General features: G+C 58.3%; 17 protein-coding genes. 2 read left to right on the top strand and 15 right to left on the bottom strand.

Features of this window, described 5'->3' with window-relative positions; all coding sequences use genetic code 11:
* Positions 1–8 precede the first annotated feature (8 nt).
* The 5 genes from gntU to ACR42C_RS01415 form a co-directional block, all read right to left on the bottom strand.
* Positions 9–1,349 (bottom strand): gluconate transporter, encoded by a 1,341-nt coding sequence (gntU, locus tag ACR42C_RS01435; protein ID WP_014833577.1) that lies wholly within the window; start codon positions 1,347–1,349, stop codon positions 9–11.
* 3 nt (positions 1,350–1,352) lie between these two features.
* Positions 1,353–1,880 (bottom strand): gluconokinase, encoded by a 528-nt coding sequence (gene gntK, locus ACR42C_RS01430; RefSeq protein ID WP_008503362.1) that lies wholly within the window; start codon positions 1,878–1,880, stop codon positions 1,353–1,355.
* A gap of 126 nt (positions 1,881–2,006) precedes the next feature.
* Positions 2,007–3,002 (bottom strand): gluconate operon transcriptional repressor GntR, encoded by a 996-nt coding sequence (gntR, locus tag ACR42C_RS01425; RefSeq protein WP_213751942.1) that lies wholly within the window; start codon positions 3,000–3,002, stop codon positions 2,007–2,009.
* Positions 3,003–3,093: 91 nt separating this feature from the next.
* Positions 3,094–3,789 carry a pirin family protein gene (locus ACR42C_RS01420; RefSeq protein WP_003861565.1) on the bottom strand — a complete coding sequence of 232 codons (696 nt, stop codon included), beginning with the start codon at positions 3,787–3,789 and terminating at the stop codon, positions 3,094–3,096.
* A gap of 123 nt (positions 3,790–3,912) precedes the next feature.
* Entirely contained in the window at positions 3,913–4,950 is a 1,038-nt protein-coding gene (locus ACR42C_RS01415; protein WP_479984662.1) for an oxidoreductase, read from the bottom strand.
* A gap of 310 nt (positions 4,951–5,260) precedes the next feature.
* Here ACR42C_RS01415 and yhhY point away from each other — a divergent pair, with 310 nt between their 5' ends.
* Complete coding sequence (yhhY, locus tag ACR42C_RS01410; protein ID WP_045143059.1) at positions 5,261–5,749, top strand: N-acetyltransferase; 489 nt, start codon at positions 5,261–5,263, stop codon at positions 5,747–5,749.
* Positions 5,750–5,837: 88 nt separating this feature from the next.
* On the opposite strand, the gene ggt is transcribed toward yhhY, so the two are convergent.
* Complete coding sequence (ggt, locus tag ACR42C_RS01405) at positions 5,838–7,583, bottom strand: gamma-glutamyltransferase (protein ID WP_479984661.1); 1,746 nt, start codon at positions 7,581–7,583, stop codon at positions 5,838–5,840.
* Positions 7,584–7,706: 123 nt separating this feature from the next.
* Here ggt and ACR42C_RS01400 point away from each other — a divergent pair, with 123 nt between their 5' ends.
* Complete coding sequence (locus ACR42C_RS01400) at positions 7,707–8,084, top strand: DUF2756 family protein (protein WP_479984660.1); 378 nt, start codon at positions 7,707–7,709, stop codon at positions 8,082–8,084.
* Here ACR42C_RS01400 and ugpQ read toward each other — a convergent pair.
* The 9 genes from ugpQ to livH all read right to left on the bottom strand — a co-directional run bounded on the left by ugpQ (position 8,068) and on the right by livH (position 17,076).
* Positions 8,068–8,814, bottom strand: a complete 747-nt coding sequence (ugpQ, locus tag ACR42C_RS01395; RefSeq protein ID WP_316380625.1) for a glycerophosphodiester phosphodiesterase — start codon at positions 8,812–8,814, stop codon at positions 8,068–8,070. The two genes, ACR42C_RS01400 and ugpQ, sit on opposite strands and share 17 nt — an antisense overlap.
* A complete protein-coding gene (locus ACR42C_RS01390) occupies positions 8,811–9,881 on the bottom strand; it encodes a sn-glycerol-3-phosphate import ATP-binding protein UgpC (protein ID WP_479984659.1) in 1,071 nt (356 codons plus the stop codon). Before ACR42C_RS01390 ends, ugpQ begins: the two co-directional genes overlap by 4 nt.
* Before the next feature lies 1 nt (position 9,882).
* The gene (gene ugpE, locus ACR42C_RS01385; RefSeq protein ID WP_013099125.1) at positions 9,883–10,728 is read right to left on the bottom strand and encodes a sn-glycerol-3-phosphate ABC transporter permease UgpE; all 846 of its coding nucleotides are present in this window, start codon (positions 10,726–10,728) and stop codon (positions 9,883–9,885) included.
* The gene (gene ugpA / locus ACR42C_RS01380) at positions 10,725–11,612 is read right to left on the bottom strand and encodes a sn-glycerol-3-phosphate ABC transporter permease UgpA (RefSeq protein WP_014833586.1); all 888 of its coding nucleotides are present in this window, start codon (positions 11,610–11,612) and stop codon (positions 10,725–10,727) included. The genes ugpE and ugpA overlap by 4 nt, the downstream gene beginning before the upstream one ends.
* 116 nt (positions 11,613–11,728) lie before the next feature.
* Positions 11,729–13,045, bottom strand: coding sequence for a sn-glycerol-3-phosphate ABC transporter substrate-binding protein UgpB (ugpB, locus tag ACR42C_RS01375; RefSeq protein WP_023326491.1), 1,317 nt, complete (start codon positions 13,043–13,045; stop codon positions 11,729–11,731).
* A 351-nt stretch (positions 13,046–13,396) separates the two neighbouring features.
* Positions 13,397–14,110, bottom strand: coding sequence for a high-affinity branched-chain amino acid ABC transporter ATP-binding protein LivF (livF, locus tag ACR42C_RS01370; protein WP_479984658.1), 714 nt, complete (start codon positions 14,108–14,110; stop codon positions 13,397–13,399).
* Position 14,111: 1 nt separating this feature from the next.
* Positions 14,112–14,879 (bottom strand): high-affinity branched-chain amino acid ABC transporter ATP-binding protein LivG, encoded by a 768-nt coding sequence (livG, locus tag ACR42C_RS01365; protein WP_023310024.1) that lies wholly within the window; start codon positions 14,877–14,879, stop codon positions 14,112–14,114.
* The gene (livM, locus tag ACR42C_RS01360; protein WP_395313541.1) at positions 14,876–16,153 is read right to left on the bottom strand and encodes a branched chain amino acid ABC transporter permease LivM; all 1,278 of its coding nucleotides are present in this window, start codon (positions 16,151–16,153) and stop codon (positions 14,876–14,878) included. The genes livG and livM overlap by 4 nt, the downstream gene beginning before the upstream one ends.
* The gene (livH, locus tag ACR42C_RS01355; RefSeq protein WP_013099131.1) at positions 16,150–17,076 is read right to left on the bottom strand and encodes a high-affinity branched-chain amino acid ABC transporter permease LivH; all 927 of its coding nucleotides are present in this window, start codon (positions 17,074–17,076) and stop codon (positions 16,150–16,152) included. Before livH ends, livM begins: the two co-directional genes overlap by 4 nt.
* Positions 17,077–17,087: the final 11 nt, after the last annotated feature.

The raw sequence follows: 17,087 nt of genomic DNA, 5'->3' as shown, positions 1-17,087 counted from the left end.
CACCGCATTCAGCTCAGCAGCGTAAAGGCAATCATCCCGACAATCGCACCCGTCGTGCCGAGGATGGTTTCCATCAGCGTCCAGGTTTTCAGGGTTTGCGCTTCGGTCGCGCCGGTAAACTTACCGAACAGCCAGAAGCCCGCGTCGTTAACGTGCGAGACCACAATCGAACCACCCGCGATACAGATAGACAGTGCGGCCATCTGCGCACCCGAGTAGTTGAGCTGTTCAATTACCGGCATCACCAGACCTACGGCGGTTAAGCACGCCACGGTTGCAGAACCCTGAATGATACGCACCGCCGCAGCCAGCACGAAGCAGGTTACCGCAATCGGCAGCCCCATCCCGGTCAGCGCTTCTCCCAGAGCCGGCCCCACACCGGAATCGACCAGCACCTGCTTGAACACGCCGCCCGCACCGATCACCAGCAGGATGATACCCGCAGGCTGCAGCGCGGCACCGCAGATCTCCATCACGCGGTCTTTTGGCATCCCCTGGCGCATCGCCAGGCCGTAAATCGCCACCAGACAGGCCACCAGGATCGCCGTGAACGGGTGACCGATGAACTCAAACCATTCGTAAGCGGTAGAACCGACCGGCACAAAGCGCGCGGCGATGGTTTTCAGGCCCACCAGCACCAGCGGGAGCAGGATCAGCGACAGGCTGAAGCCGAAGGACGGCATTTTGCCCTCGCCCAGGTGCGGCTCGGTGATGTCATCAGGAATGTGTAGCTCAACGTAGCGGCTGATGAAGTTACCCCACAGCGGGCCGGCAATAATCATCCCCGGGATTGCCGCGCACAGGCCAATCAGGATCATCCAGCCAAAGTCAGCGTGCATCTGGGACGCCAACAGCATCGGCGCAGGCCCAGGCAGCAGAAACGCTGCGGCTGCCGCCACGCCCGCAAACAGCGGAATGACCAGCTTGACGAGGTTAGTGCCGGTATGGCGCGCCATAGAAAACGCGACGCTGATGAGCAGCACAACGGCCACTTCAAAGAACAGGGGCAGTGCGCAAATCAGACCGGCCAGGCCAATCGCGTAGTGCGCGCGGCTGTGACCGAACGATTTCAGCATCTTGACGGCAATCTGGTCGACCGCGCCCGTCTCGTGCAGAATCTTGCCAAACATCGCGCCCAGCGCGACCACAATCGCCAGGAAGCCCAGCGTACCGCCCATCCCTTTTTCCATCGTCGCGGCGATCTTGTCGAGCGGCATGCCGGAAAAGAGACCTGCACCAATAGAAACCACCATCAAAGCAACGAAGGCGTGCATACGCGCCTTCATCACTAAAAACAGCAGCAGCAATACCGAACCCACTGCTGTCAAAACTAGCGTTAATGTACTCAAAACTTACTGCCTTTTGTTAATGACCTCGATGGTGCTGGCTACAACACCCTCCAGTGACTGATCGATATCAACCACTAAGACGTCTTTTTCATCTTCACCCGGCTCCTGAAGCGCTTCGAACTGCGTCACCAGCATCTGGGTTTTAAAGAAGTGGCCTTTACGCGCCTTCAGACGGCTTTCAATCACCTCAAAATCCCCTTTCAGGTAGATGAAAGAGAGGTTCGGGTTGCCGTCGCGCAGCAGGTCGCGGTAGGTTTTTTTCAGCGCGGAGCAGACGATCAGGGAAACTTTATTGGTGCGCTGCATCGCGAACGCGGCGTCATTCAGGGCCTGCAACCACGGTTTGCGGTCGTCATCGTTCAGCGGCTCGCCGGAGGCCATTTTCATAATGTTGCTGCGCGGATGGAGGAAGTCACCATCAAGAAACGCAGCCTGAAGTTGATGCGCCACTTCGCTCGCCACGGCAGATTTACCGCTACCGGACACGCCCATCAGGACGTAAACGTGGTGATCGTGATTAGTCGTGCTCAAAGGGTGTCCCTCAGTCAATTGTTACGGGTAACAGTTATCGGTAACATTGTCCTGCCGGGGCAAAAGAGAAGCAATATCCAAACGTGCGCGAAGTGAATAAGTGTGAGCTACTTCAAATTTGTCAGTTCAAATAGATCCACCCGGTGACAAGGTGAAACCTAAATCTAACATTTTCGGGGTAACCGTCTCGCCACGAATGCGCGCCAGCAGGCGTTCTGCGCCAATGCGGCCCATACGTTCACGCGGGGTCAGGACGCTCGCCAGACGCGGCTCCATCACCTGGCCGATGTCGTGGCCGTGGAAACCGGCGATCGCCATATCATCAGGGATCTTCAGCCCCAGACGCTGACACTCAAACGCCGCGCCGACCGCCAGGTCATCGTTGGTACAGAAAATACCGTCCAGTTGCGGATACTCGCGTCGCGCCTGACGCATCAGCTCAATACCCGAGGTGTAAGATGAGGACTGCTCCACCATCACGCTGTAGGGGATTAAGTTCGCGTCGAGCATCGCCTGCTCGTATCCCTTCTGTTTGATGATAGTACGTTCATCAAGACGCGCACCCAGATAGGCGATATGACGATGCCCACGGGCGATGATGGCCGCCGTCATCTGGCGCGCCGCTTCGAAGTTATCGAACCCAACGGCGATGTCGAGGCACGGAGACTGGCTGTCCATCAGCTCTACCACCGGGATACCGGCCACTTCAATCATTTTGAGCGTGCGGGCAGTGTGGGTACGTTCGGTTAAAATCAGGCCGTCGATGTTCCAGGAAAGCATCGATTCAAGACGTTCCTCTTCCAGTTCCGGCTTGTACCCGTAGTGGGCGAGCATGGTCTGATAGCCAAAAGCATCGGTGACGCTTTCGATACCGCGCAGAACTTCAGCGAAAACCTGGTTGGTTAAGGAAGGAAGCAGGACGCCCACCGCACGGCTGGTCGCATTGGAGAGAATATCGGGTGCGCGGTTGGGGATATAACCCAGTTCATCAAGGGCGGCGGCAATCTTGCCACGCAACGCCACGGAAACCTGTTCCGGGTTACGTAAAAAACGGCTGACCGTCATTTTGGTCACACCGACGCGATCGGCGACATCCTGAAGTACGGGGCGTTTCTTTTTCATCGTCCTGAGAAATCTTGAAGTGAGAGATTTGCTCAGTTTATCACGGACAAAGCTCAACCTTCCCCGTTTAAAGGGAAGGTTGAGAAATTATTTAGACCGGAGGCAGGTCAAACAGCAGGATTTCACTTTCGCTGTCGGCATGTACGGAGAGCGCCTGCTCATCCCAGACGGCCAGACCATCGGCGGTGGTGGCTTTGGTGCCGTTAATGGATACTTCACCTTTCACCACCTGGATCCAGACGCGGCGGTTGGCGGCAATCTGGTGCACAGACTGTTCGTCTTTTGCCAGCGCCCAGCGGTAAAGCTCCATATCCTGATGCACCTTCAGGGAACCTTCACGCGCGTCCGGGGACAGCACCAGCTGTTTGCCCTGTTTCGCGTCAAAGCGGCGCTGCTCGTAGCGCGGCGTGATGCCGGTCTCTTCTGGAATGATCCAGATTTGATACAGGTGCAGTTTTTCCGTTTTGCTCGGGTTGTACTCGGAGTGGCGCACCCCGGTACCCGCGCTCATAATCTGGAACTCGCCCGCCGGTACCTGCTCTTTGTTGCCCATGCTGTCCTGGTGCTCAACCGCCCCTTCCAGCACATAGGTCAGAATTTCCATGTCTTTGTGCGGGTGGGTACCGAAGCCCTGGCCTGCATCAATCACGTCGTCGTTAATCACGCGCAGTGCGGAGAAGCCCATGAAGTTCGGGTCGTAGTAGTCGGCAAACGAGAATGAATGCCATGAGTCCAGCCAGCCATGATTTGCGTGACCACGTTCGTTTGCTTTGCGTAAGTAGATCATTGTTTTCACCCTCAGTTCGTTTCGATGGAGTAAGTGTGGACGCAAACGGCCGGGGATCATAGAGGGTGAAAATTGACTCCTCTGTTCAAAAATTATGAACAAGCGCAGAGGAGCCGTTTTTGCTTATTTCGCGAGGGTTATCGTGGCAGGAGAAGCCTGCTCGAAGGCCCGCTCAAGGATTTCCAGGTTGGTCAGAACGTCAGATTCCTTGACGTAATTCGCCGTGCCGTTTGTGAGGGTCTCAAACAGCGCATCGTAGACGCGGCCATAGTCGCCGGTTTCCGGTTTCAGCGTTTCTTTGACCGTCACGCCCTCGTCGTTCACATACTCCAGCACGCCCACAGAATCGTCCGCCGCAAAGCCAGGCTCACCGGGCATGATATTGGCCTTCAGGCTGGTCTCCTGCTGGTCGATACCGTATTTGATAAACGAACCTTTGGTACCGTGAACGATAAATTTCGGGTAGTCGATTTTCACCAGATGGCTGGTTTTGACGATGGCTTTCAGGTCGCCGTAAAACAGCTGCGCTTCAAAGGTATCGTCCGGGTTGGCTTTATTGCGCAGGCTGCGGATGTCGTAAGCGACGTAATCCGGGCGGCCAAACAGGGAGATGATCTGGTCCATGGTGTGCACGCCCAGACCATAGAACGAGCCGTCCTGCGGCAGGCCGGGCTGGGTTTCCGCCACCGGACGGTAGTAATCGAAGTGGCTTTCAATTTCCACAATGTCGCCCAGCCTGCCGCTTTCGATCGCTTTTTTCGCCGTCAGGAAGCAGCTGTCAAAGCGGCGGTTCTGATACGGCATCACGGTCAGCCCTTTGCTTTTCGCCAGCGCGAACAGTTCCTTCGCTTCGGCAATGGTCGGGGTGAACGGCTTTTCCACCAGCACGTTTTTGCCCGCTTCCAGCGCGCGTTTCGCATACTCAAAATGACTGTCGGCGTGGGTGCAGACGACCACCAGCTTTACCTGCGGGTCATTCAATACCTCGTTCAGATCGCTGGTAAAATGAATATGGGAATACTGCGGAGATTGCTCTTCCGGCTTCGCGCTGCGACGGTAGATATGGGCCACATGCCAGGTATCTTTACGGTGGAGGACATACGGAAGGTGGTAGCGGGTCGTACTTTTACCAAATCCAATAAATGCGCAATGTAGTGTCATAGCTCAGTCCTTTTGGAAGGTTACTGGGTTTTACCATAGCGCATGTTTTGCCCTCACCCCAGCCCTCTCCCACGGGGAGAGGGAGAAAAAGGGCAAAAAAAAGCCAGCGAGAAGCTGGCTAAAGTAATACTGGAAGCAATGTGAGCAATGTCGTGCTTTCAGGTTCCCGTAGGGGGTCTTCCTGAATGCAAAGCAATAATAATCATTCTCATTCGCACTTGTCCAATACTTTTTGCAAAAAATAGCGGTTGACTCAAATTTTAAAGTCATTGATGTTGGAGGGGACTTTTAACTGACTGAGGAACAAGGAATGAGTGAGATAGTGATACGCCACGCGGAACCGAAAGATTATGACGCCATTCGTCAGATCCACGCCCAGCCGGAGGTGTACCACAACACGCTACAGGTTCCTCATCCCTCTGAGCAAATGTGGCAGGAGCGGCTATCCGACCAGCCTGGCATTAAGCAGCTCGTCGCCTGCATAGACGGTCACGTCGCCGGCCATCTGTGCATCGTCGTCGCGCAACGCCCGCGCCGCAGCCATGTGGCTGATTTTGGGATTTGTGTGGGCGCACAGTGGCAAAACCGGGGCGTTGCCAGCGCGCTGATGCGCACCATGATTGATATGTGCGATAACTGGCTGCGCGTTGACCGCATTGAGCTAACGGTGTTTGTCGATAACGAACCAGCGATTGCGGTGTACAAAAAACACGGGTTCGAAATTGAAGGCACCGGCAAACGCTATGCCCTGCGCAACGGTGAATATGTGGATGCGTATTATATGGCGCGGATGAAGTAGTTTGTTGCCCTCACCCTAACCCTCTCCCACAGGGAGAGGGAATGAAACACGTAGGCCGGGTAAGGCGAAGCCGCCACCCGGCAACATATCAATACCCCGCCGTCAAATCATCCACCGACCGCGGATCCGACGCCCCGAACAGCGCCCCATCCGGCCCGACCATAATGCTCTGGGTGCTGCCCATCGCCTCTTTCACCGCCACCTTCTGTCCGCGCTGCTCCAGCAGCTTGATGGTGTCCGGGCTAAAGCCCTTCTCCACGCGCAGTTCGTCCGGAAGCCACTGATGATGGAAACGCGGGGCGTTGGTGGCTTCGGCAATGTTCATCCCAAAGTCGATGCTGTTCACCACCATCTGCAGCACGGTAGTGATAATCCGGCTGCCGCCAGGACTGCCGGTCACCAGCCAGGTTTTACCGTCTTTCACAACGATTGTGGGCGACATGGACGACAGCGGACGTTTCTTCGGCCCAACCGCATTCGCATCGCCGCCAACCAGCCCGTAGACGTTCGGCACGCCCGGCTTGGCGGAGAAGTCATCCATCTCGTTGTTCAGCAGAATGCCACTGTTGCCCGCCACAATCCCGGTGCCGAAGGTGGTGTTGAGCGTGTACGTCACCGCCACCGCATTACCGTCTTTATCCACCACCGAGAAGTGCGTCGTCTGGTTGCTTTCATACGGCGCCAGCTTGCCGGGGCGGATCTCGCTCGACGGTTTGGCCTTGTTGATGTCGATCTGTTCCGCAATGGATTTGGCATACGCCTTGTTGGTCAGCGCCTGCCACGGCACCTTCACGAAGTCCGGATCGCCGAGATATTCCGAGCGGTCAGCGTAGGCGCGTTTTTCCGCTTCCGCCATCACCTGCATGGCGTCCGCGCTGCCGAAGCCGAACTTGTGCATATCGAAGTTTTCAAGAATATTGAGGATCTGCACGATGTGGATCCCGCCGGAAGACGGCGGCGGCATGGAGAAGACCTCGTACCCGCGATAGGTGCCGCTAATCGGCTCGCGCTCCACCGCCCTGTATTCCGCCAGATCCGCTTTGGTGATGAGCCCGCCGTTCTTCTGCATCTCTTGTGCAATCTGATCGGCAATCGCCCCTTTATAGAACGCGTCCGGACCGTGCTCCGCAATCAGCTCCAGGCTTTTGGCGAGGTTCTTCTGCACCAGCTTATCGCCCTTCTTCAGCGGCTCGCCGTCTTTCCAGAAGATGGCCTTGCTGTTTTCATGATTGGGAATAACTTCGCTGCCGTAGGTCTTGAGATCGTCCGCCAGGGCGTCATTCACCACAAAGCCCTCCCGCGCCAGCTTGATGGCAGGCTGCACCACCTTGTTCAGCGGCATCGTACCGTATTTTTCCAGCGCCAGCGAAAAGCCAGCGACGGTGCCCGGCGTGCCGGAGGCAAGGTGCGAGGTCAGAGATTTTTTGCTGTCAGGGTTACCCTGGTCGTCGAGGAACATATCGCGGGACGCCTGAGAAGGCGCCATTTCGCGGAAGTCGATGGCGGTGGTTTTCCCGTCTTTGGTGCGCAGCATCATAAAGCCGCCGCCGCCCAGGTTCCCCGCCTGCGGGTGCGTCACCGCCAGCGCATAGCCGACGGCGACCGCAGCATCCACCGCGTTACCGCCCTGTTTGAGAATATCGACACCCACGCGGGTTGCCAGCGCATCCACCGATGCCACCATGCCATGGGTTGCCCGCACGGGATGGAAAACATCTTCCTCCACGCCGTAAGAGACCGGAGGCGCCGCCGGCGGGTTGGCCGCCACGCTAAATGTACCGCCTGCCATCAGCGCGGCGATGGCGACCCAGCGCAAGAAGGTTGGTTTCATCATTATTGTTCTCCAGGTGAAGGGATCCATATTCCCCGCTTAAGCCTGGTTCACAACTCCTAAAAAATCATCGTCATGGTGAAATCAGGGTAAACTTAAGAGAGGCCTCAAGAGGAGGAAATGACAATGAAACGCTTGATGATTCTTACGGCGCTGATCCCGTTTGCCGCGCTCGCACAGCCGCTCAACACCATGAATAACCCGAACCAGCAGGGGTATGTTATCCCGAGCCAGCAGCGTATGCAGACCGAGATGATGAGCCAGCAACAGCAGCAGAAAGGGATGCTGAATCAGCAGTTGAGAACGCAGACCCAGATGCAGCAGCAGAACCTGCAAAACCAGATGAACGCCAACACCCAGCGCGTGCAGCAGGGACAAGTGCGCGAGCAGCCGCTGCCGAATAAAAACGGCGGGATGTTAGGGGGGATGACGTCGTCAGGCAGCGGACAGCAGCATATGCTGCCGCCGCAGTCGAACGGCAGTATGCTTAATCCGCAGAACTAAAGTCCGGGCCGATCAGGTCGATTGCATCGGTACAGATGCTGTCCACGCCCCAGCGCAGCAGCTCGGCTGCACGCTGGGGTTTGTTAACGGTGTAGACCAGAATATGCAGACCCGCGTCTTTCAGCATCTTCACCCGCGCCTCATCCAGCAGCTTATGATTAAGATGAATAGAGACACACGCTAAGCGCATCGTCAGCTCGCGCCAGTCCTCGCGCCACTCATCAAGCAGCAGCCCGCGCGGCAGCTCCGGCACGGCTGCCTGTGCCGCTTCCAGCGCGTTAATTTCAAACGAGGAGAGCAGCGGCGCGGTCATTCCTTCCCACAGCTCACGCGCGGCAAGGGCAATCACTTTGCCCGTCAGCGGCCCGGTGCCGGTGGTCGGTTTGATTTCGATATTGGCCATCATACCGTGCTGGCGACAGCGGTCCGCCACTTCCGCCAGCAGCGGCAGCGGTTCGCCTTTGAATTCGCCGCTGTACCAGCTTCCGGCGTCCACCTTCAGCAGATCGCGCCACGGCAGCTCGCCCGCCACGCCCCAGCCGTTGCTGGTGCGTTCGAGGTTATCGTCATGCAGCAGGAAAATTTCGCCGTCTTTCGACAGCTTGGCGTCGAACTCGATCATGGTGTGGCCGTAACGCGCGCCAACATCAATCGCCGCCAGGGTGTTCTCCGGCGCCAGCTTACCGCCGCCCCGGTGGGCGACGACGTGCGGATAAGGCCAGTTGCTCATACTCGTTGTCCTGTTTCACCGTCAAACAGGTGCAGATGGTTTTCCGGCAGGCGCAGCCACAGCGTGCTGCCCGCTTTCGGGCGTTCCTGATGCGCCAGGCGCACCACCATTTTTTGATCCCCCCAGCGCCCGTGCGCCAGGTTATCTGCACCCAACATCTCCAGCGTGTCCATCACCAGCGGCACGCCGCCGTCCGCCTGAGAGGTTAAAGCAATATGCTCCGGGCGGATACCGAGCGTCATCTTACGCCCGGCGTAGCCACGATAGTACCAGTTGATCGGCAATGCCATCCCGCTTTCCAGCTCAAAATGCGTGCCCGCGCTGCTGATACGCCCTTCCAGCAGGTTCATCGCCGGGCTGCCGATAAAGCTCGCCACAAAGCGGGTGGCCGGTTTCTCGTACACTTCCACCGGGGTGCCAATCTGCTCGGCGATGCCTTTGTTCATCACCATTACGCGCTGGGCGAGCGTCATGGCTTCGACCTGATCGTGGGTCACATACAGGGAGGTGGTTTTCAGACGACGGTGCAGCTGCTGTAGCTCAAGACGCATCTGCACGCGCAGCTTGGCGTCAAGGTTGGAGAGCGGCTCGTCAAAGAGGAATACCGCCGGATCGCGCACGATGGCGCGCCCCATCGCCACGCGCTGGCGCTGGCCGCCGGAGAGCTCGCGCGGGCGGCGCTTGAGCAGGCCATCGAGTTCCAGAATGCGCGCCGCCTCTTTCACGCGCTCGTCGATATGGCCTTTGCCCATGCCGCGGATTTTCAGCCCCCAGGCCATGTTCTCTTCAACGCTCATGTGCGGATAGAGGGCGTAGTTCTGGAACACCATCGCAATGCCTCTGTCTTTCGGCTCCATTTCGGTGACGCGCTGGCGGTCAATCCAGATATCCCCGGAGGTCACGCGCTCCAGCCCCGCCACCATGCGCAGCAGCGTGGATTTGCCACAGCCGGACGGGCCGACCATCACGATGAATTCCCCGTCCGCCACGTCGAGCGTTAACGGCTGAATAACCTGGGTTTTGCCGTCCCAGCTTTTGGTTACTGCCTGAAGTTTTAAACCTGCCATCTTATTTCTCGCTATCGACCAGGCCACGGACAAACGCACGCTGCATGGCTAAAACAATGACTACGGGTGGGATAAGGGTGAGCAGCATCGCCGCCATCACCTGGTTCCAAAGAGTGGTGCCTTCGCCGGTGGCGATCATGCCTTTGATGCCCGCCACGGCGGTGCCGAGGTTGACGTCCTGAATAATCAGCAGCGGCCACAGGTACTGGTTCCAGCCGTAGATAAAGGTGATCACAAACAGCGCCGCAAGGTTGGTTTTCGACAGCGGCAGCACGATGTCGCGGAAGAAACGCATCGGCGACGCGCCGTCGATGCGCGCCGCTTCAATCAGCTCGTCCGGCAGGGTCATAAAGAACTGGCGGAACAGGAAGGTGGCGGTCGCCGAGGCCATCAGCGGCAGCGTTAAGCCCGCGTAGCTGTCGAGCATCTTCAGGTTGGCGATCACTTCCACCGTCGGGAAGATACGCACCTCCACCGGCAGCATCAGGGTGATGAAAATCATCCAGAAAAAGAGGTTCCGCAGCGGAAAGCGGAACCAGACAATGGCGAAGGCCGAGAGCATCGATACCGTGATTTTGCCGACCGTAATGCCAAACGCCATGATGAAGCTGTTGAGCATCATCAGCCAGAACGGCGCGCTGTTGGCGCCCACGCCCTGGGTCCAGATGGTCTTCATGTTCTCGAAAAGATGCGTGCCCGGGATCAGCGTCATCGGCGTGTCGAACACCGCTTTGGTGTCCAGCGTGGCGGCGACAAAGGCCACGTACAGCGGGAAGAGGATGACGATAATCCCTAAAATCAGCATGGTATGGCTGAAAATCGTCAGCCCGCGACGGTTCTCAATCATTGGTAGCGCACCTTACTTTCAACGTAGCGGAACTGCACCACCGTGAGGATGATGACGAGGAACATCAGCACGACGGACTGTGCGGCAGAGGCGGAGAGATCCAGCCCGGCAAAGCCTTCGCGGTAAATTTTGTAAATCAGCGTGGTGGTCGCCTGTACCGGACCGCCTGCGGTGGCCGCGTCGATCACCGGGAAGGTGTCGAAGAAGGCGTACACGAGGTTAACCACCAGCAGGAAGAAGCTCACCGGGGCGATCAGCGGCAGCGACAGCCTGAAGAAGCGGCGAATGGGCCCTGCGCCGTCAATTGCCGCCGCTTCCACCAGCGAGCGCGGGATGGACTGCAGCGCGGCAAAGAAGAACAGGAAGTTGTAGCTGATCTGCTTCCACACCGAGGCGAACACCACCAGGAACATCGCCTGGCCGCTGTTCTGGGCGTGGTTCCAGTCGTAGCCCAGTTCGGCCAGGAAATGGGTAATCAATCCGCGCCCCGGGTTAAACAGGAAGATCCACAGCACGGCGGCGACGGCGGGCGCTACGGCATAAGGCAGCAGCATCAGGGTCTGGTACAGACGGCTGCCGCGCACCACGTAATCCACCAGCGCGGCGAAAAACAGCGAGGCAACCAGGCCGCTGACTGTGACCAGCGCGCTGAACTTCATCGTCGTCCAGAAGGAGTCCAGGTAGTAGCTGTCATGGAACAGCGCGGTGAAGTTGTCCAGGCCAACAAACTGGCTGGAGAGCCCGAACGGATCGACGCTTTGTACCGAGTACCACAGCGCTTCGCCCGCAGGCCAGATAAAGAAAATAACGGTGATGACCAGCTGCGGCGCGACCAGCAGGTACGGCAGCCAGCGGGAACGGAACACCGGACGGGATGATGACATAGGTTTGCTCAGGTTGGTTTTTACCCCTCACCCTAACCCTCTCCCCAAAGGGGAGAGGGGACGATTACACCCTCGCCCCTTTGGGGAGAGGGCCGGGGTGAGGGGATTAGTTTTAATTACGATTTAGTCGACTGCTCAAAGCGACGCAGCAGCTGATTCCCGCGCTCTACCGCCGAATCCAGCGCCTGCTGTGGCGTTTTCTTACCGGTCCACACGCTTTCCAGCTCTTCATCCACGATGGTGCGGATCTGCGGCATGTTGCCCAGACGCAGCCCTTTGGTGAACGGCAACGGCGGCTTGTTCAGCATCTGACGCGTCGCGATATCCGCGCCCGGGTTCTTACTGTAGAAGCCCTGCTCGCGGGTCAGGTCATACGCGGCTTTGGTGATGGGCAGGTAGCCGGTCTTCTGGTGCCACTCGGCGGCGTTTTCAGGCTTGGCCAGGAAGTCCAGGAATTCGGCGACGCCTTTGTAGGTGCCCTTATCTTTACCCTGCATCACCCACAGGCTCGCCCCGCCGATGATGGCGTTCTGCGGCGCGCCCTTCACGTCTGCGTCGTATGGCATCATGCCCACGCCGTAATTGAATTTGGCGTAGTGACGAATATCCGCCAGCGAGCCGGACGAGGCGGTGGTAATGGCGCAGTCGCCGTTGTAGAACTTCTCGGTGGATTCGTCTTTACGCCCGAAGTAGCTGAAGTCGCCCTTCTTGTTCAGTGCTTCCAGCAGCGCAATGTGCTTCACCTGCTCCGGCTTGTTGAACTCCAGTACCGCGTCGGTGCCGTCGAAGCCGTTGTTTTTGGTCGCAACCGGCAGGCCGTGCCAGGCGCTGAAGTTTTCAATCTGGATCCAGCCCTGCCAGCCGCTGGCGTAGCCGCACTTCATCCCCGCAGCCTTCAGCTTCGCGGTGTACTCCGCCAGGTCCTGCCAGGTTTTTGGCGGCTGCTCCGGGTCTAAACCGGCTTTTTTGAAGGCGTCTTTGTTGTAGTACAGCACAGGCGTGGAGCTGTTAAACGGCTGGGACAGCAGGTGCCCGGTTTTGGAATCCGTGTAGTAACCCGCTACGGTCGGCACGAACTGGGATTCGTCGAAGTTGATGCCCGCTTCTTTGAACACTTCATACACCGGCTTGATGGCTTTGGAGGCCATCATGGTGGCGGTACCCACTTCATAAACCTGTAACAGGGCCGGTGCGTTGCCGGTACGGAAGGCGGCGATGCCCGCGCTCAGGCTCTGCTCGTAGTTGCCTTTGTACACCGGCACAATTTTGTAATCCGGATGGGTGTCGTTGAAACGCTGCGCCAGGGAGTCAACCTCTTTACCCAACTCCCCTTCCATGGAATGCCAGAACGGAATGGTGGTGACAGCCATTGCGTTCGTCGCAAAAGCCAGACCCAGTGCCAGACCCAAAGCTGTGTGTCGTAACGATGTCATTGTCATCTCTCTTATTGTGCCGGATGCGCGATATCACGCGTTTTATGCTCGCGAGGTAACATGCCATGCTCGAATGACAGAAAAATAACTGTTTGTTTACAGATAAGTGACAGCCAGGCGTCAGGGTGATGATGGTTGTGTGAAGGGGTTGGGGGTGTTGGATTGGGTGCGGTCTGGTACCCTCACCCCGCCCCTCTCCCACAGGGAGAGGGAGAAAACACTAAAAAAGGCAACTTGCGTTGCCTTTTTGCTTTTACCTCGTGCGGTCTGGTGCCATCACCCCGGCCCTCTCCCACGGGGAGAGGGAGCAAACACTAAAAAAGGCAACTTACGTTGCCTTTTTGCTTTTACCTATCCGCCCAGGTAAGCGCTCCGCACCGCTTCGTTAGCCAGCAGCGCGTCGCCGGTATCCTCCAGCACCACGCGGCCGTTCTCCAGCACGTAACCACGGTCAGCGAGCTTCAGCGCCTGGTTGGCGTTCTGCTCGACGAGGAAGATGGTCATCCCCTCTTTACGCAGCTGCTCAATGGTGTCGAAAATCTGCTGAATGATGATCGGTGCCAGACCGAGCGACGGTTCGTCCAGCAGCAACAGGCGCGGCTGGCTCATCAGCGCGCGGCCAATCGCCAGCATCTGCTGCTCACCGCCGGACATGGTACCCGCACGCTGAATGCGGCGCTCCCACAGGCGCGGGAAAAGCTCGTATACCCACTTGATGCGGGTCTGGTATTCATCGCGGTGAGCGAAGAAGCCGCCCATCGCCAGGTTCTCTTCCACCGTCATGCGTGAGAACACGCGACGCCCTTCCGGAACAATCGCCACCGCCTCGCGCATGATTCTGGCGGTCTGCCAGTCGGTAATGTCTTTACCATCGAACACTATCTGCCCGCTGGTTGCGCGCGGGTCGCCGCACAGGGTGCCGAGCAGCGTGGTTTTGCCCGCGCCGTTGGCGCCTATCAGAGTGACGATTTCACCCTGATTGATGTGCAGGCTGACGTTGTGCAGCGCCTGGATCTTGCCGTAGTGCGCGTTGACCTTGTCGAACGTTAACATCGCTTTTTCCATCTTATGCCTCACCAAGGTATGCGCGGATCACGTCCGGGTTGTTGCGGATCTCTTCCGGCGTGCCGTTCGCCAGCGGCGTACCCTGGTTTACCACGTAGATACGGTCCGAAATGCCCATCACCAGCTTCATGTCATGCTCAATCAGCAGGATGGTGGTGTCGTGACTATCGCGCAGCTCGGCAATCAGCTCGTCCAGCTCTTTGGTCTCTTTCGGGTTGAGCCCTGCCGCCGGTTCGTCGAGCATCAGGATTTCCGGCTGGGTGACCATGCAGCGCACAATCTCCAGGCGACGCTGATCGCCATAGGCCAGATTGCTCGCCTGACGGTTGGCGTGCTGCAGCAGGCCAATTCGGTCCAGCCAGGTGGCGGCGCGATCGAGCGCTTCATCCTGCGCGCGGCGAAAGGCCGGGGTTTTCAGCAGGCCGGAGAACAGCCCGGTTTTCAGCTGCTGATGCTGCGCCACCAGCAGGTTCTCAATCACCGTCATCTCGCGGAACAGACGCACGTGCTGGAAGGTACGCACCACGCCCATGCGGGCAATCTGCTGGCCCGGCAGCCCTTCAAGGTGCTGATCGCGCAGCATGATGGTGCCGCCCGTCGGCTTGTAGAAGCCGGTCAGGCAGTTGAAGACCGTGGTTTTCCCCGCCCCGTTCGGGCCAATCAGGGAGACAATCTCTTTCTTGTGCAGGTCAAGATTCACGTTGTTGACTGCCAGCAGGCCGCCAAAACGCATCATCAGACCGTTAACGGATAATAATGGCTGACTCATGCCTGCTCTCCTTTCGCTTGCCCGTTCTTCAGCTTCAGCTGTGGACGGGTCATCGGCAGTAAGCCCTGCGGACGCCAGATCATCATCAGCACCATCAAACCACCCAGCATCAGCATGCTGTATTCGTTAAAGTCGCGCATCAGCTCGCGCGAGACCACCAGCAGGATGGCCGCGAGGATAACGGCAAACTGCGAGCCCATCCCGCCAAGCACCACAATCGCCAGCACAAAGGCAGATTCGGCAAAGGTGAACGATTCCGGGCTGACGAAGCCCTGACGCGCGGCAAACAGCGTTCCGGCGAAACCGGCAAACGCGGCGCTGATGGTGAACGCGGTCAGCTTGATGCGGGTCGGGTTCAGGCCCAGAGAGCGGCAGGCGATCTCATCTTCACGCAGCGCTTCCCACGCGCGGCCCAGCGGCATGCGCAGCAGACGGTTGATCACGAACAGGGTAATCACCACCAGCAGCAGCGCCACCAGGTAAAGCCAGATCACGCGGTCGGACGGGTCATACTTGATGCCAAAGAAGTTGCTGAAGGTGTCCCAGCCGCCTTCGCGGGCGGTACGGCTAAATTCCAGTCCGAAGAAGGTCGGTTTCGGGATCTGGCTGATGCCGTTCGGGCCGCCGGTCACTTCGGTGTTATTCAGCAGCAGGATACGGACGATTTCGCCGAAGCCCAGGGTCACAATCGCCAGGTAATCACCGCGCAGGCGCAGCACCGGGAAGCCGAGCAGGAAGCCCGCGGCGGCAGAGACCAGCCCCGCCAGCGGCAGGCAGGTCCAGAAGCCGAGGCCGTAGTAGTGGTTCAGCAGCGCGAAGGTGTAGGCCCCGATGGCGTAAAAGCCGCCATAGCCCAGCACCAGCAGGCCAGAGAGCCCCACCACCACGTTCAGACCGAGACCGAGAATTACGTAGATCATGGTCAGGGTGGCAATATCCACGGTGCCACGCGATACCACAAACGGCCACGCCACGGCGGCCACCAGCAGCGCCACGAGGAACAGCTTCTGCTTAACGGTAGAGCCGTCGATTGCCGGCAGCACGAATTTCGGCCCGGAGACATTTTTCAGCGTCTTCTGGAACAGCGGGCGCAGCAGCTGGAACAGGAATACCACGGCAGTGCCGATAAATACCCACTGCCAGCGAATATCAGCCGCGGTATCGACAACGAGTTTGGTGCCATTCAGCTCAAGCTGGACGCCCATAAAGACGCTGGCCAGCACGAAGAACATAGCGGCAGAGAGCAGCGCCATTGCAAAATGCATCGGTTTCATACTTTCTCTACCTCCGGACGGCCCAGAATACCGGTAGGCATCACCAGCAGAACCAGAATCAGCAGGGCAAACGACACCACGTCTTTATATTCCGTGCTCAGGTACGCCGAGGAGAGCGCTTCCGCCACGCCCAGGATCAGGCCACCGATCATCGCGCCAGGGATACTGCCGATACCGCCCAGTACCGCCGCGGTGAAGGCTTTCATCCCGGCCATAAAACCGATGTACGGGTTAATTACGCCGTAGAACTGGCCGAGCAGCACGCCAGCAACCGCCGCCATCGCCGCGCCAATCACGAAGGTCAGGGCAATCACGCGGTCGGTGTTGATGCCGAGCAGGCTCGCCATCTTCAGGTCTTCCGCGCAGGCGCGGCAGGCGCGTCCCATGCGGGAGTAGCGAATGAACAGGGTCAGGGCGAGCATGGCGATAAAGGTCACGACCCAGATAACCAGCTGCATGGTGGTGATAGAGGCCGAGAAGTTTTCGCTGGCCCCCACAATCCACTGGCCGTTAAACAGGCTTGGCAGCGCCACGTCGCGCGAGCCTTCGGTCAGGCTGACGTAGTTTTGCAGGAAGATGGACATCCCGATCGCGGAGATCAGCGCAATCAGACGCTTGGAGCTGCGCACCGGCCGGTAGGCCACGCGCTCAATGCTCCAGCCGTAGGCGCTGGCAATCACAATCGCGCCGACAAACCCGGCGGCGACCAGCAGCCAGCTGCTGTCGATGCCCATCATCATCAGCGCGGCAATGATCATAAAGGAGACGTAGCTACCGATCATGTACACCTCGCCGTGGGCGAAGTTGATCATACCGATAATGCCGTAAACCATCGTGTAACCGATGGCGATCAGCGCGTAGGTGCTTCCCAGCGTGACGCCGTTAAACATCTGCTGCAGGAAATAGAGAAACTGCTCGGACATATGCAAACCTT

This window comes from Enterobacter sp. MG-EB028, from assembly GCF_056673305.1.
Note: the sequence above shows the minus strand (reverse complement) of the source record. Positions and strands in the feature narration are given on the sequence as shown.

Excerpts from the sequence above, each read along its gene's own strand:
- gntR (WP_213751942.1), bottom strand. The coding sequence starts at position 3,002 with ATGAAAAAGAAACGCCCCGTACTTCAGGATGTCGCCGATCGCGTCGGT.
- ACR42C_RS01420 (WP_003861565.1), bottom strand. The coding sequence starts at position 3,789 with ATGATCTACTTACGCAAAGCAAACGAACGTGGTCACGCAAATCATGGC.
- ACR42C_RS01415 (WP_479984662.1), bottom strand. The coding sequence starts at position 4,950 with ATGACACTACATTGCGCATTTATTGGATTTGGTAAAAGTACGACCCGC.
- yhhY (WP_045143059.1), top strand. The coding sequence starts at position 5,261 with ATGAGTGAGATAGTGATACGCCACGCGGAACCGAAAGATTATGACGCC.
- ggt (WP_479984661.1), bottom strand. The coding sequence starts at position 7,583 with ATGATGAAACCAACCTTCTTGCGCTGGGTCGCCATCGCCGCGCTGATG.
- ACR42C_RS01400 (WP_479984660.1), top strand. The coding sequence starts at position 7,707 with ATGAAACGCTTGATGATTCTTACGGCGCTGATCCCGTTTGCCGCGCTC.
- ugpQ (WP_316380625.1), bottom strand. The coding sequence starts at position 8,814 with ATGAGCAACTGGCCTTATCCGCACGTCGTCGCCCACCGGGGCGGCGGT.
- ACR42C_RS01390 (WP_479984659.1), bottom strand. The coding sequence starts at position 9,881 with ATGGCAGGTTTAAAACTTCAGGCAGTAACCAAAAGCTGGGACGGCAAA.
- ugpE (WP_013099125.1), bottom strand. The coding sequence starts at position 10,728 with ATGATTGAGAACCGTCGCGGGCTGACGATTTTCAGCCATACCATGCTG.
- ugpA (WP_014833586.1), bottom strand. The coding sequence starts at position 11,612 with ATGTCATCATCCCGTCCGGTGTTCCGTTCCCGCTGGCTGCCGTACCTG.
- ugpB (WP_023326491.1), bottom strand. The coding sequence starts at position 13,045 with ATGACATCGTTACGACACACAGCTTTGGGTCTGGCACTGGGTCTGGCT.
- livF (WP_479984658.1), bottom strand. The coding sequence starts at position 14,110 with ATGGAAAAAGCGATGTTAACGTTCGACAAGGTCAACGCGCACTACGGC.
- livG (WP_023310024.1), bottom strand. The coding sequence starts at position 14,879 with ATGAGTCAGCCATTATTATCCGTTAACGGTCTGATGATGCGTTTTGGC.
- livM (WP_395313541.1), bottom strand. The coding sequence starts at position 16,153 with ATGAAACCGATGCATTTTGCAATGGCGCTGCTCTCTGCCGCTATGTTC.
- livH (WP_013099131.1), bottom strand. The coding sequence starts at position 17,076 with ATGTCCGAGCAGTTTCTCTATTTCCTGCAGCAGATGTTTAACGGCGTC.